The sequence below is a fragment of the Rhizobium esperanzae genome, from assembly GCF_014197615.1.
Taxonomy (GTDB): Bacteria; Pseudomonadota; Alphaproteobacteria; order Rhizobiales; family Rhizobiaceae; genus Rhizobium; species Rhizobium esperanzae_A.
This window is the reverse complement of record NZ_JACIFY010000001.1, coordinates 192,730-205,705: the sequence shown is the minus strand read 5'-3', so window position 1 is coordinate 205,705 and position 12,976 is coordinate 192,730. Positions and strand designations below refer to the sequence as shown.

Here is a 12,976-nt window from a genome sequence, read left to right as displayed (position 1 = left end):
ACGCGCTTTAGCCTTTTACACCGGCTGCAGATCGCCCCTCGCCCATTCCTCCTGTGTTTCCGCCATGAAATCGGCGAAGCGGCCTTCGGCGATCGCCTTGCGGATGCCCTGCATCAGTTCCTGGTAATAGGCGAGATTGTTCCAGGAGAGCAGCATGCCGCCGAGCGCCTCGTTGGAGCGGACGAGATGGTGCAGATAGGCGCGTGAATAATCGCGCGAGGCCGGGCAGTTCGACTGCTCGTCGAGCGGGCGCATATCCTCGGCATGGCGGGCATTGCGGATATTGACCTTGCCGCGGCGGGTAAAGGCCAGGCCGTGGCGGCCGGAACGGGTCGGCATGACGCAGTCGAACATATCGATGCCGCGGGCGACCGATTTCAGGATATCATCCGGCGTGCCGACGCCCATGAGGTAACGCGGCTTTTGCCCGGGCAGCACCGGCAGAGTCGTGTCCAGCATCTGCAGCATGACATCCTGCGGCTCGCCGACGGCAAGGCCGCCGATGGCATAACCCTTGAGGTCGAGCTCGCTCAGCGCCTGCGCCGAACGAACGCGCAGCGCCGGAATATCGCCACCCTGAACGATGCCGAACATCGCCTTTCCCGGCTGCTCGCCGAAGGCGACCCGGCAGCGCTCGGCCCAGCGCAGCGACATTTCCATGGCGCGCTCGATCTCCCGCGGCTCGGCCGGCAGCGCCACGCATTCATCAAGCTGCATCTGGATGTCGGAACCGAGTAGGCCCTGGATTTCGATGGAGCGCTCCGGCGACATGTGATGCAGGCTGCCGTCGACATGCGACTTGAAGGTGACGCCCTGCTCGTCGAGCTTGCGCAGGCCGGAGAGCGACATGACCTGGAAACCGCCGGAATCCGTCAGGATCGGGTGCTCCCAGCGGATCAGCTTGTGCAGGCCGCCGAGGCGGGCGACGCGCTCGGCCGTCGGGCGCAGCATCAGGTGATAGGTATTGCCGAGGATGATGTCGGCACCGGTTTCGCGCACCTGGTCGAGATACATGGCCTTGACGGTGCCGACAGTGCCGACCGGCATGAAGGCCGGCGTGCGGATTTCGCCGCGCGGCATGGAGATTTTGCCGAGGCGGGCGCCGGCGTCGGTCTTTTCAAGCGTAAATTGGAAGTTCTCTGTCATTTGTCTTTCCGGAAAAGAAGGCTCGCGTCGCCGTAGGAGTAGAAGCGGTAGCCTGTGGAAATGGCGTGTTTATAGGCCGCATGCATGGCCTCGAAGCCCGAAAAGGCCGAGACCAGCATGAACAGCGTCGAGCGCGGCAGATGGAAATTGGTCATCAGAATGTCGACCGCCTTGAAGCGGTAGCCGGGTGTGATGAAGATGCCGGTGGCGCCGGCCCAGGGCTTGATCTCGCCGCTTTCCGCCGTTGCACTCTCGATCAGCCGCAGCGAAGTGGTGCCGACACAGACGATGCGCCCGCCCCTTGCCTTGACGGCATTCAGCCGGGCGGCGATTTCGGCGCTGACATAGCCGCTTTCCAGATGCATCTTGTGATCGTCGGTATCGTCGGCCTTGACAGGCAGGAAGGTGCCGGCACCGACATGCAGTGTGACGAAATGGCGTTCGATGCCGGCCTTGTCGAGCGCCTCGAACAGCGCAGGGGTGAAATGCAGGCCGGCGGTGGGCGCGGCGACGGCGCCCTCCTCCCGGGCATAGATCGTCTGGTAATCCGCGCGGTCGCGCTCGTCTTCCGGGCGCTTGGCGGCAATATAGGGCGGCAGCGGAATATGGCCGACCGCGGCGATCGCCTCGTCGAGCGCCGGGCCGGAAAGATCGAAGAGCAGCGTCACCTCGCCGGCCTCGCCTTTTTCCTCGACTATGGCATCGAGCGCGCCGAGATAGCAGCTTTCGCCGGAATGGCCGAAGGAAATGCGGTCGCCCTGTTTGATGCGTTTGCCAGGCTTGGCAAAGGCCTTCCAGCGGCTGGGGCCGATGCGCATATGCAGCGTCGCCGAGACCTGCTGGCCGCCGGCGCCGTCGCGGTGGCGGATGCCCTCGAGCTGGGCTGGAATGACCTTGGTATCGTTGAAAACAAGCGCATCGCCCGCCCGCAGAAAGGAGGCGAGATCGCCGACACGATGATCGGAGAGCAGGTTAGCCGCATTGGGATCGACAACGAGCAGGCGCGCACTGTCGCGCGGCTCGGCGGGCCGCAAGGCGATGCGTTCATCGGGCAGATCGAAATCGAAAAGGTCTACGCGCATTGGGGCACTTTCAAAGCGAAACCCGCCCTCGCGCAGTGACGCAAGGGCGGGTTTCAGCAGAAATCACAATCAGACGTCGGCGGCAACCCGCATCGAGACGATCGAGTCCGGATCGGAAACCGGCTCGCCGCGCTTGATCTTGTCGACGTTTTCCATGCCTTCGATGACCTGGCCCCAGACGGAATATTGCTTGTTCAGCCAGGGCGCGTCGGTGAAGCAGATGAAGAACTGCGAATTGGCGGAGTTCGGGTTCTGCGAACGGGCCATCGAGCAGGTGCCGCGCGTATGCGTCGTCGCGGAGAATTCAGCCTTCAGATCCGGCTTGGAGGAGCCGCCCATGCCGGCCCGGCCGGGATTGAAGGTTTCCGAACCCTTCTTGCCATATTCGACATCGCCCGTCTGGGCCATGAAATCCTGGATGACGCGGTGGAAAACGACGCCGTCATAGGCCTTCTCGCGGGCGAGTTCCTTGATGCGGGCGACATGTTCGGGGGCGACCTGCGGCAGAAGCTGAATGACAACCTTGCCCTTGGTGGTTTCCAGAATGATGGTGTTTTCGGGATCCTTGATCTCGGCCATTGTCTTCTCCTCTTGTTTGTCTCGTAACTTACTTCTTGCCCAGGGTGACCTTGATCATCCGGTCGGGACTTTTGACTTCGCCGTTCTGGCCTTCGCCGCGCTTGATCTTGTCGACATTCTCCATGCCGGACACGACCTTACCGACGACGGTGTACTGGCCGTTCAGGAAGGAGCCGTCGGCGAACATGATGAAGAACTGCGAGTTGGCGGAATTCGGATCCTGCGAACGGGCCATGCCGACCGTGCCACGCACGAATGGGGTCTTGGAGAATTCAGCCGGAAGGTCCGGAAGGTCGGAGCCGCCGGTGCCGGCCAGGCTCGCATCAAAGTTCTTTTCCATGTTGCCATATTTGACGTCGCCGGTCTGAGCCATGAAACCCTCGATGACGCGATGGAAGGCGACGTTGTCGTATTCGCCCTTCTTGGCCAGCGCCTCGATCTGGGCGACATGCTTCGGCGCAACATCAGGCATGAGCTGGATGACGACGGGGCCGTTCTTCAGCTGGATGGTGAGGTAATGATCGGCAGACTGGGCGAAGGCATCGCCTGCGAAGGAGGCGAGATACAACACGCCGGCAAATGCGAGATAAAAGAGTTTCATATGGGCTCCATAACGGCGGGTTCCGCCTGGTCTTTGCGCTTGCCGGTCTTGTGCCTGCAAGTCTTTGTAGTTGTTAATTTTGGCGCTTGGCTGTGAGGGCTTCTAGGACGGCGGCCGGCACGAAGGCGCTGACATCGCCGCCCATGGCGGCGATCTGGCGGACCAATGTGGCGGTAATGGGCCGAGAGGCCGTGCCCGCCGGCAAAAAGATGGTCTGGATATCAGGCGCCATCGTCCTGTTCATGCCGGCCATCTGCATTTCATAATCAAGATCGGTGCCGTCGCGAAGACCGCGGATCAAAAGCGTGGCGCCATGGGTGCGGGCGGCATCGACGACCAGATTGTCGAAGGCGACGACCGTGATATCGCCGGCCTTGCCGGGCAGCGCTTCAGCCAGAGAGCGGCGGATCAGCTCGGCCCTTTCCTCGAAGGAAAACAGCGGCGCCTTGCCGGGATGGATGCCGATCGCGACGATCACCTTTTCGGCGACGTTCAGCGCCTGGACCAGAACATCCACATGCCCATTGGTGATCGGGTCGAAAGACCCCGGATAAAAAGCTGTCGTCATCTGGCCCGACCGTTGGTTTGACGCCTTTTGTCATGGATGCCGCTTTGCCGCAAGTGATTTGGCCGATCGCCCCGGACGGTTGAACGGCGGATGAATGACCCGTTCAAGGCGGTTTCAGACAGGATCTGCTTAACTCAAACCATCAACGCAGCCGATGCCATCCCGGCATCCGGCGCTCCCCGAAAGTCCAGATCCATGCTGATCGTGCTCGTTGCACTTGCCGTCGTTTCCTCCTTCGTTGCCGAGTTGGCTTATGGCTATTTCGTCGATCGCTACGAGGTGAGCTGGGTGCGGCCGGAACTTGCCGAACATGCGGCGATCGTGCGCGCCCAAGGTCGCCTGCGCGGGGAAAACCGGGCTTCGAATCTGAACGCCAGATGAACGAGACATTCAAGGAGGCTTCAGATCGGCATTGGTAAACACCCCCTCAATATCCGACGGAACCATTCCAACACGGATGCGTTCATTCAACCGACATATAGATGCGATTATCGCGGCAGGAAGGACTAAAGATGCCCGGCAAGATTACGATGATTAACGTGCTCTGGATGGTAATGGTCACGGGCATGCTGACCGCAACTGTCGCTCTCTATGATCAGAAGGTCGATACGTCCAAGGTTTATGGTCCCTATGCTTCGGCCCGGACGGCCGTACTGGGCCAGTACTGAGGGGCGAGAACGCAACTCCCCAGGAAAGGAATGCCCATGTTCACGATCTTGACAGTGCTCACGGCCCTTATCAGCGTCATGTTCATCGTGTCCGTAACCTCGACGATCTCGGCGCTCCGGCGCGAAGGCGAAGAGGTAAAGGCGCTGAACGAAAAACACAGAGCGTTCTGACTTTCCTCTTTCCAACCCTTCCCCACCTTGAGCGGCCCCTTCCGCTGCCCAAGGCCTTTCAAAGCCGGATGCACCCAGCGTCCGGCTTTTTCTTTGGCGTGGCCTGAACCATCCCCCGCTTGAAAGCAAAAGCGCGAGCTGAAAAGAAAAGGGCGGCCCGAAGCCGCCCCGTTCATCTGATCATTCCTCGGCAGGTCCGGCGGGATCACCCTCGGCAATCGGCGCTTCGCCGGCAGCACCGTCCTCGGCAGCAGCGGCGCCTTCGGCAACCTCGACAGCCTCCTCCGCCTCGTCGTCCTCCGGTTCACTGATGCGCTCGACCGAGACGACCTTTTCGTCCTTGTGCGTCGAGAAGATGGTGACGCCCTTGGTGGCGCGGCTGGCGATGCGGATACCGCCGACCGGTACGCGGATCAGCTGGCCGCCATCGGAAACCAGCATGATCTGGTCGCCGTCATCGACGGGGAAGGCCGCAACCAGTTCGCCGATCTCGCCTGTTTTCGACGTGTCGGTGGCGCGGATACCCTTGCCGCCACGGCCGGAGATGCGGAAGTCGTAGGAAGACGAACGCTTGCCGAAGCCCTTTTCCGAGACCGTCAGCACGAATTGTTCGCGGGCTCTCAACACTTCATAGCGCTCGTCGGAGAGTTGTCCCTCTTCGGTGACTTCTTCACCGACCAGAGCGATGTCCTCTTCATCAACGCCCGTTGCACGCCGTTCGGCGGCGGAGCGCTTCAGGTAGGCGGCGCGCTCCCACGGCTCGGCATCGACATGGCCGACGATCGTCATCGAGATGATGCGGTCGCCTTCGCCGAGATTGATGCCGCGCACGCCGATCGAGTTGCGGCCGGCAAAGACGCGCACGTCGTCGACCGAGAAGCGGATGCACTGGCCGAGCGCCGTGGTCAGGAGAACGTCGTCCTGATCGGTGCAGGTCTCGACGGAGAGGATTTCGTCGCCCTCCTCCTCGAGTTTCATGGCGATCTTGCCGTTGCGGTTGACCTGAACGAAGTCCGACAGCTTGTTGCGGCGAACCGTGCCGCGCGTGGTCGAGAACATGACGTCGAGATTGTCCCAGCTCGCCTCGTCCTCAGGCAAGGGCAGGATGGTGGTGATGCGTTCGCCGGGTTCGAGCGGCAGCATGTTGATCAACGCCTTGCCGCGCGAGGTCGGCGTGCCGATCGGCAAGCGCCAGACCTTCTCCTTGTAGACGATGCCACGCGAGGAGAAGAACAGAACCGGGGTATGGGTGTTGACCACAAATAGCCGGCTAACGAAATCCTCGTCGCGGGTGGTCATGCCGGAGCGACCCTTGCCACCGCGGCGCTGGGCGCGGTAGGTGGTCAACGGCACGCGCTTGATATAGCCGAGATGCGAGACGGTGACGACCATGTCCTCGCGGGCGATCAGATCTTCGTCGTCCATTTCGAGGCCGCCATCGACGATCTCGGTGCGGCGCGGCGTGCCGAATTCGTCGCGAACGGCAATGAGTTCATCCTTGACGATCGTCTGGATGCGGATGCGCGAGGAGAGAATATCGAGGTAATCCTTGATCTCTTCGCCGATTTTGTTGAGTTCGTCGCCGATTTCGTCGCGGCCAAGCGCCGTCAGGCGGGCAAGACGCAGTTCGAGGATGGCGCGCGCCTGCTCTTCGGAGAGATTGTAGGTCAGATCCTCGTTGATGCGGTGGCGCGGATCGTCGATCAGACGGATCAGGCTCTCGACATCTTCAGCCGGCCAGCGGCGGGTCATCAGCTCTTCGCGGGCCGACTGCGGATCGGGCGCCTGGCGGATGACGCGGATGACTTCATCGATATTGGCGACAGCAATCGCAAGACCGACCAACACATGGGCGCGGTCACGCGCCTTGCGCAGCAGGAATTTCGTTCTCCGGCTAACGACTTCCTCGCGGAAGGAGACGAAAGCGCGCAGCATGTCGAGCAGCGCCAACTGTTCGGGCTTGCCGCCGTTCAGCGCTACCATGTTGCAGCCGAAGGAGGTCTGCAGCGGCGTATAGCGATAGAGCTGGTTGAGGATGACCTCGGCATTGGCGTCGCGCTTCAGCTCGACGACGACGCGGTAACCCTGGCGGTCGGATTCGTCGCGCAGGTCGGAGATGCCCTCGATGCGCTTGTCGCGCACCAGCTCGGCCATCTTTTCGATCATCGTCGCCTTGTTCACCTGGTAGGGAATCTCGGTGATGATGATCTGCTCGCGGTCGCCGCGCATCGGCTCGATGGCGGCGACGCCGCGCATGATGACCGAGCCACGACCGGTCTCGTAGGCCGAGCGAATGCCGGCACGGCCGAGGATCTTGGCACCCGTCGGGAAGTCGGGGCCGGGAATGATCTGCATCAGTTCCGGCAGCTCGATGGCCGGATCGTTGATCAGCGCGATGCAGCCGTCGATGACTTCGGAAAGATTGTGCGGCGGAATGTTGGTCGCCATGCCGACGGCGATGCCGCCGGCGCCGTTGACGAGCAGGTTCGGGAACTTGGCGGGCACCACGACCGGCTCGGACAGCGTGCCGTCATAGTTGTCGCGGAAATCGACGGTTTCCTTGTCGAGATCGTCGAGCAGCGAATGGGCGGCCTTTTCCAGGCGGCATTCGGTGTAACGTTCGGCCGCCGGCGGATCGCCGTCGACCGAGCCGAAATTGCCCTGGCCATCGATCAGCGGCAGACGCAGCGACCAGGGCTGGGCCATGCGGGCCAGCGCATCATAGATCGCGGTATTGCCGTGCGGGTGGTATTTACCCATCACGTCACCGGTGACGCGGGCGCATTTGACGTATTTCTTGTTCCAGTCGATGCCGAGCTCGGACATGCCGTAGAGGATGCGCCGGTGCACGGGCTTCAGGCCGTCGCGCACGTCGGGCAGCGCGCGGCTGACGATGACGCTCATGGCGTAATCGAGATACGACCGCTGCATTTCCTCCATGATGGAGATGGGCTCGATGCCTGGCGGGAGCTTCCCGCCGCCGGGGGGTGTTTGCTCAGTCAAAACAGATCACGATCTCTTCTAGAATCACTTGAAGATTTATAGCGGAAAGCCCGTTCCCGCGCCAATTTCACAGGGCGTTTTGAACAGGCTTTTGCGGCTTAAAGACGGTAAAACATGCAAGATGCGCGGCCTGAGCGGACAAATCCGCCGCGGGCGGCCGCGGGATATTTGCCAAATCGGAATCCCCGCTTCACAATCATAAAAACCATGGCACCATATGGGCTTCCGGAGAGACGATGGCAAGCGCCGACCAATTGATCAACGCCTTCACGACGCTGCTCGTCACCATCGATCCGCCCGGGCTCGCCCCGATCTTCCTGGGGCTGACGGCGGGCATGAGCCGGACCGAGCGCACGCAGGTGGCGCTGCGCGGCTCGACCATCGCCTTCATCATCCTCGCCGTCTTCGCCCTGTTCGGCGCCAGCGTGCTCGGCGTTCTCGGCATCTCGATCGGCGCCTTCCGCATCGCCGGCGGGCTGCTGCTCTTCTGGATCGCCTTCGAAATGGTGTTCGAGCGGCGGCAGGAGCGCAAGGAGAAGGCTTCCGAGGCTGCCGTCACCAAGGATCACATCGAAAATATCGCCGTCTTCCCCCTCGCCTTGCCGCTGATCGCAGGCCCCGGCGCGATCTCGGCGACAATCCTGCTTGCCGGCACGCTGGCGACCTCCGTCGGAAAAGCCCAACTCATCGCCGTCATTGCCGCCAATCTGTTGCTGACGCTGCTGATGCTGCTGATCGCCGACAGGCTCGACCGCTTCCTCGGCGTCACCGGCCGGGCGATCCTGACACGGCTCCTCGGCGTCATCCTCGCGGCGCTGGCGGTGCAATTCGTCGTCGACGGCGCGAAAGCCGCACTCAACCTGATCAGCGCGACGCCACACTGAACGGCGAATTCCAAAGAAAAAGAGCATGACGCCATCAAGGCATCATGCTCTCAACTCTTTTCCAAGCGAGGAAAAGCGGTCGATCAGAACGGGATGTCGTCGTCGAGATCGCGCGAGAAGTTTCCGCCGCCGCCACCGCCGCGGCTCGGCGATGAAGACGGAGCCGGGGCGCCGTAATCGTCGCCATAATCATTGTTGCTGCTGCCGCCACGACCGCCGCCGAAGCCGGAGCTTGCGCCGCCGCCATCGCCGCGGCCATCGAGCATCGTCAGCGTCGAGCTGAAGCCCTGCAGCACCACTTCGGTGGAGTAGCGGTCCTGGCCCTGCTGGTCCTGCCATTTGCGGGTCTGCAGCTGGCCTTCGATATAGAGCTTGGCGCCCTTCTTCACATATTGCTCGACGACCTTGCAGAGGCCTTCGTTGAAGACGACGACAGTGTGCCATTCGGTCTTTTCACGGCGCTCGCCGGAATTTCGGTCGCGCCAGGTCTCCGAGGTCGCGATACGAAGATTGGCGATCGGCCGGCCATCCTGAGTACGGCGGATTTCGGGGTCTGCACCCACGTTTCCAACCAGAATTACCTTATTCACGCTACCAGCCATGCTTCTCACCCTGCCTGCCGCCCTGCCCGGCGGCGTTAATCGATCAGCGCACCTTAAACCATCGCGGACCGCCGATGCGCGTAAACGGTCGTTCATCCACATGTTTATCCATCAGAAGGCCGCATGCACTCATCAGGAATTTTGTTCTTTCTTTGTTCTAGTTTATCCGTATGATCCTGTCAACAGAATCGAAAACCTTTCGTGTAGCGGACATTCAGCCTCGACTCGCCCGTCGGCATCACTAAATAAGGGCTGTTATCCCAAAGGACCAAAGCTGAGACGATGAGCGAACTGAAGACGATCTCCATCCGCGGCGCGCGCGAGCACAATCTCAAGGGCATCGATCTCGATCTGCCGCGCAACAAGCTGATCGTGATGACCGGTCTTTCGGGTTCCGGCAAATCCTCGCTTGCCTTCGACACGATCTATGCCGAGGGCCAGCGCCGTTATGTCGAGAGCCTGTCGGCCTATGCCCGCCAGTTCCTCGAAATGATGCAGAAGCCCGATGTCGACCAGATCGACGGACTGTCGCCGGCGATTTCGATCGAGCAGAAGACCACCTCGCGCAACCCGCGCTCGACGGTCGGCACCGTCACCGAGATCTACGACTATATGCGCCTGCTCTTTGCCCGCGTCGGCGTTCCCTATTCGCCGGCGACCGGTCTGCCGATCGAGAGCCAGACGGTGAGCCAGATGGTCGACCGCGTCCTCGATTTCGGCGAAGGCACCCGTCTTTATATTCTCGCGCCGCTCGTGCGCGGCCGCAAGGGCGAATACAAGAAAGAACTCGCCGAGCTGATGAAGAAGGGCTTCCAGCGCGTCAAGGTCGACGGCCAGTTCTACGAGATCGCCGAGGCGCCTGTTCTCGACAAGAAATACAAGCACGACATCGACGTGGTGGTCGACCGCATCGTCGTGCGCTCGGATGTCTCGGCCCGCCTGGCCGACAGCCTGGAAACCTGCCTGAAGCTCGCCGACGGGCTGGCAATCGCCGAATTCGCCGACAAGCCGCTGCCGCCGGAAGAGACCTCGGCCGGCGGCTCGGCCAACAAGTCGCTGAACGAAACGCACGAGCGCGTGCTGTTTTCGGAGAAATTCGCCTGCCCGGTTTCCGGCTTCACCATTCCCGAGATCGAACCCAGGCTGTTTTCCTTCAACAATCCCTTCGGCGCCTGCCCGACCTGCGACGGCCTCGGCGCCCAGCAGAAGATCGATCCGGACCTGATCGTGCCCGAGCCCGAGCGGACGCTGCGCGACGGGGCGATCGCGCCCTGGGCCAAATCGACCTCGCCCTACTACAACCAGACGCTGGAAGCACTCGGCAAACATTACGGCTTCAAGCTCGGCACCCGCTGGAACGATCTCTCCGACGAGGCCAAGGACGTCATTCTCAACGGCACCGACGACAAGATCGAATTCCATTACGCCGATGGCGCCCGCTCCTATACGACCCATAAGAATTTCGAGGGCATCATCACCAATCTCGAGCGCCGCTGGAAGGAGACGGATTCCGCCTGGGCGCGCGAGGATATCGAGCGCTTCATGTCGGCCGCTCCCTGCCCTTCCTGCAATGGCTTCCGCCTGAAGCCGGAGGCCCTGGCAGTGAAGATCGGCACGCTGCATATCGGCGAAGTCACCGGCATGTCGATCCGCGTCGCCCGCGACTGGTTCGAGACGCTGCCGGCAAGCTTCAACGCCAAGCAGAACGAGATTGCGGTGCGCATCCTCAAGGAAATCCGCGACCGGCTGCGCTTCCTCAACGATGTCGGCCTGGAATATCTCAGCCTGTCGCGCAACTCGGGCACGCTGTCGGGCGGCGAGAGCCAGCGCATCCGGCTCGCCTCGCAGATCGGCTCGGGGCTGACCGGCGTGCTCTACGTGCTCGACGAGCCGTCGATCGGCCTGCATCAGCGCGACAATGCCCGGCTGCTCGATACGCTGAAACACCTGCGCGACATCGGCAACACCGTCATCGTCGTCGAACATGACGAGGATGCGATCATGACGGCCGACGACGTGGTCGATATCGGTCCCGCCGCCGGCATTCACGGTGGTGAGGTTATCGCCCATGGCACGCCGCAGGACATCATGGACAATCCGAAGTCGCTGACCGGCAAATATCTCTCGGGCGAACTCGGCGTTCCCGTTCCCAACGAGCGCCGCAAGCAGAAGAAGGGCCGCGAGATCAAAGTGGTCGGCGCGCGCGGCAACAATCTGAAGAACGTCACGGCGTCGATCCCGCTCGGTGTGTTCACGGCGGTGACCGGCGTTTCCGGCGGCGGCAAATCCACCTTCCTGATCGAGACGCTCTATAAATCGGCAGCGCGCCGCGTCATGGGCGCGCGTGAAAATCCGGCCGATCACGACCGCATCGACGGCTTCGAACATATCGACAAGGTGATCGACATCGATCAATCGCCGATCGGCCGCACGCCGCGCTCGAACCCGGCGACCTATACCGGCGCCTTCACGCCGATCCGCGACTGGTTCGCCGGCCTGCCGGAGGCGAAGGCCCGCGGCTACCAGCCCGGCCGCTTCTCCTTCAACGTCAAGGGCGGGCGCTGCGAAGCCTGCCAGGGCGACGGTGTCATCAAGATCGAGATGCACTTCCTGCCCGATGTCTACGTCACCTGTGACGTCTGCCACGGCAAACGCTACAACAGAGAGACGCTCGACGTCACCTTCAAGCAGAAGTCGATCGCCGACGTGCTTGATATGACGGTGGAGGAAGGCGTCGACTTCTTCGCGGCGGTGCCGGCGGTGCGCGACAAGCTGCAATCGCTGAAGGATGTCGGCCTCGGCTATATCAAGGTCGGCCAGCAGGCCAATACGCTCTCGGGCGGCGAGGCGCAGCGCGTCAAGCTCGCCAAGGAGCTGTCGAAACGTTCGACCGGCCGCACGCTCTATATTCTCGACGAACCGACGACCGGCCTGCATTTCCACGACGTCGCCAAGCTGCTTGAAATGCTGCACGAGCTAGTCAACCAGGGCAATTCGGTGGTGGTGATCGAGCACAATCTCGAAGTCATCAAGACGGCCGACTGGGTGCTCGATTTCGGCCCCGAGGGCGGCGATGGCGGCGGCGAGATCGTGGCTGTCGGCACGCCCGAAGCGATCGTCAAGGAGAAGCGCTCCTATACCGGCCATTTCCTCAAGGAATTGCTGGAGCGGCGGCCGGCGAAGAAGGCGGTTGCGGCGGAATGACGATGAGGCTGGCGTCGCCCGATGATCTGCAAACGATCGCGACGCTGACGGCAGCCGCCTATCGGCCCTATACCGAGCTCTTCGGTGCTCCACCGGTCCCGGTGACGGAAGACTATGCGCCGCGGATCGACCGCGGCGAGGTCTGGCTGCGCGAGATCGGCGGCGAAGCGGCCGGCCTCGTGGTCATCGAGCGGCATTCCGATCACCTCATGTTGTTCAGCATCGCGGTCTCGCCGGCCTTTCAGGGTGCCGGACATGGGCTCTCGATGCTGCGTTGGCTGGAAGGCAAGGCGCGGGAATGGGCCGTGCCGAAGATCCGGCTCTACACCAATGCGCGGATGGAGCGGAATATCGCGCTTTATCGCGCCTTCGGATTTCAGGAAACGGGTCGCCGGCCGAGCCCTTATCGGCCAGGGTGGACGCTCGTCGACATGGTAAAGCAGATCGATGCGGCCTGAACGGCTGCAA

Annotated in this window: 13 protein-coding genes; 6 read left to right on the top strand and 7 right to left on the bottom strand. The window is 62.0% G+C overall.

What is annotated here, in order from left to right; genetic code table 11:
• Window positions 1-15 precede the first annotated feature (15 nt).
• From tgt to coaD, 5 genes are all read right to left on the bottom strand, one after another.
• Window positions 16-1,146 carry a tRNA guanosine(34) transglycosylase Tgt gene (gene tgt, locus GGD57_RS01050; protein ID WP_085737258.1) on the bottom strand — a complete coding sequence of 377 codons (1,131 nt, stop codon included), beginning with the start codon at window positions 1,144-1,146 and terminating at the stop codon, window positions 16-18.
• Complete coding sequence (gene queA, locus GGD57_RS01045) at window positions 1,143-2,228, bottom strand: tRNA preQ1(34) S-adenosylmethionine ribosyltransferase-isomerase QueA (RefSeq protein WP_184466027.1); 1,086 nt, start codon at window positions 2,226-2,228, stop codon at window positions 1,143-1,145. The genes tgt and queA overlap by 4 nt, the downstream gene beginning before the upstream one ends.
• Before the next feature lie 69 nt (window positions 2,229-2,297).
• Window positions 2,298-2,807: a peptidylprolyl isomerase gene (locus GGD57_RS01040; protein WP_085737256.1), complete on the bottom strand. Its 510-nt coding sequence runs from the start codon at window positions 2,805-2,807 to the stop codon at window positions 2,298-2,300.
• Window positions 2,808-2,835: 28 nt separating this feature from the next.
• Window positions 2,836-3,408: a peptidylprolyl isomerase gene (locus GGD57_RS01035; RefSeq protein WP_085737255.1), complete on the bottom strand. Its 573-nt coding sequence runs from the start codon at window positions 3,406-3,408 to the stop codon at window positions 2,836-2,838.
• Between the two features lie 73 nt (window positions 3,409-3,481).
• Entirely contained in the window at window positions 3,482-3,976 is a 495-nt protein-coding gene (coaD, locus tag GGD57_RS01030; RefSeq protein WP_184466025.1) for a pantetheine-phosphate adenylyltransferase, read from the bottom strand.
• Between the two features lie 90 nt (window positions 3,977-4,066).
• Between coaD and GGD57_RS01025 the strand changes: the two genes are divergently transcribed.
• The 3 genes from GGD57_RS01025 (at window position 4,067) to GGD57_RS29355 (ending at window position 4,815) form a co-directional block, all read left to right on the top strand.
• Complete coding sequence (locus GGD57_RS01025; protein ID WP_184466023.1) at window positions 4,067-4,357, top strand: hypothetical protein; 291 nt, start codon at window positions 4,067-4,069, stop codon at window positions 4,355-4,357.
• Window positions 4,358-4,488: 131 nt separating this feature from the next.
• Window positions 4,489-4,644 (top strand): hypothetical protein, encoded by a 156-nt coding sequence (locus GGD57_RS01020; protein ID WP_003539654.1) that lies wholly within the window; start codon window positions 4,489-4,491, stop codon window positions 4,642-4,644.
• 36 nt (window positions 4,645-4,680) lie between these two features.
• Entirely contained in the window at window positions 4,681-4,815 is a 135-nt protein-coding gene (locus tag GGD57_RS29355; RefSeq protein WP_259671381.1) for a hypothetical protein, read from the top strand.
• Window positions 4,816-4,995: 180 nt separating this feature from the next.
• On the opposite strand, the gene gyrA is transcribed toward GGD57_RS29355, so the two are convergent.
• Entirely contained in the window at window positions 4,996-7,818 is a 2,823-nt protein-coding gene (gyrA, locus tag GGD57_RS01015) for a DNA gyrase subunit A (protein ID WP_184466021.1), read from the bottom strand.
• Window positions 7,819-8,054: 236 nt separating this feature from the next.
• Here gyrA and GGD57_RS01010 point away from each other — a divergent pair, with 236 nt between their 5' ends.
• Complete coding sequence (locus GGD57_RS01010; protein WP_085737251.1) at window positions 8,055-8,702, top strand: MarC family protein; 648 nt, start codon at window positions 8,055-8,057, stop codon at window positions 8,700-8,702.
• Window positions 8,703-8,785: 83 nt separating this feature from the next.
• On the opposite strand, the gene GGD57_RS01005 is transcribed toward GGD57_RS01010, so the two are convergent.
• Complete coding sequence (locus GGD57_RS01005) at window positions 8,786-9,304, bottom strand: single-stranded DNA-binding protein (RefSeq protein ID WP_184466019.1); 519 nt, start codon at window positions 9,302-9,304, stop codon at window positions 8,786-8,788.
• A gap of 282 nt (window positions 9,305-9,586) precedes the next feature.
• Between GGD57_RS01005 and uvrA the strand changes: the two genes are divergently transcribed.
• Complete coding sequence (gene uvrA, locus GGD57_RS01000; protein ID WP_184466017.1) at window positions 9,587-12,508, top strand: excinuclease ABC subunit UvrA; 2,922 nt, start codon at window positions 9,587-9,589, stop codon at window positions 12,506-12,508.
• Window positions 12,505-12,966, top strand: coding sequence for a GNAT family N-acetyltransferase (locus tag GGD57_RS00995; protein ID WP_184466015.1), 462 nt, complete (start codon window positions 12,505-12,507; stop codon window positions 12,964-12,966). The genes uvrA and GGD57_RS00995 overlap by 4 nt, the downstream gene beginning before the upstream one ends.
• Window positions 12,967-12,976 lie beyond the last annotated feature (10 nt).

Excerpts from the sequence above, each read along its gene's own strand:
- tgt (WP_085737258.1), bottom strand. The coding sequence starts at position 1,146 with ATGACAGAGAACTTCCAATTTACGCTTGAAAAGACCGACGCCGGCGCC.
- queA (WP_184466027.1), bottom strand. The coding sequence starts at position 2,228 with ATGCGCGTAGACCTTTTCGATTTCGATCTGCCCGATGAACGCATCGCC.
- GGD57_RS01040 (WP_085737256.1), bottom strand. The coding sequence starts at position 2,807 with ATGGCCGAGATCAAGGATCCCGAAAACACCATCATTCTGGAAACCACC.
- GGD57_RS01035 (WP_085737255.1), bottom strand. The coding sequence starts at position 3,408 with ATGAAACTCTTTTATCTCGCATTTGCCGGCGTGTTGTATCTCGCCTCC.
- coaD (WP_184466025.1), bottom strand. The coding sequence starts at position 3,976 with ATGACGACAGCTTTTTATCCGGGGTCTTTCGACCCGATCACCAATGGG.
- GGD57_RS01025 (WP_184466023.1), top strand. The coding sequence starts at position 4,067 with ATGAATGACCCGTTCAAGGCGGTTTCAGACAGGATCTGCTTAACTCAA.
- GGD57_RS01020 (WP_003539654.1), top strand. The coding sequence starts at position 4,489 with ATGCCCGGCAAGATTACGATGATTAACGTGCTCTGGATGGTAATGGTC.
- GGD57_RS29355 (WP_259671381.1), top strand. The coding sequence starts at position 4,681 with ATGTTCACGATCTTGACAGTGCTCACGGCCCTTATCAGCGTCATGTTC.
- GGD57_RS01010 (WP_085737251.1), top strand. The coding sequence starts at position 8,055 with ATGGCAAGCGCCGACCAATTGATCAACGCCTTCACGACGCTGCTCGTC.
- GGD57_RS01005 (WP_184466019.1), bottom strand. The coding sequence starts at position 9,304 with ATGGCTGGTAGCGTGAATAAGGTAATTCTGGTTGGAAACGTGGGTGCA.
- uvrA (WP_184466017.1), top strand. The coding sequence starts at position 9,587 with ATGAGCGAACTGAAGACGATCTCCATCCGCGGCGCGCGCGAGCACAAT.
- GGD57_RS00995 (WP_184466015.1), top strand. The coding sequence starts at position 12,505 with ATGACGATGAGGCTGGCGTCGCCCGATGATCTGCAAACGATCGCGACG.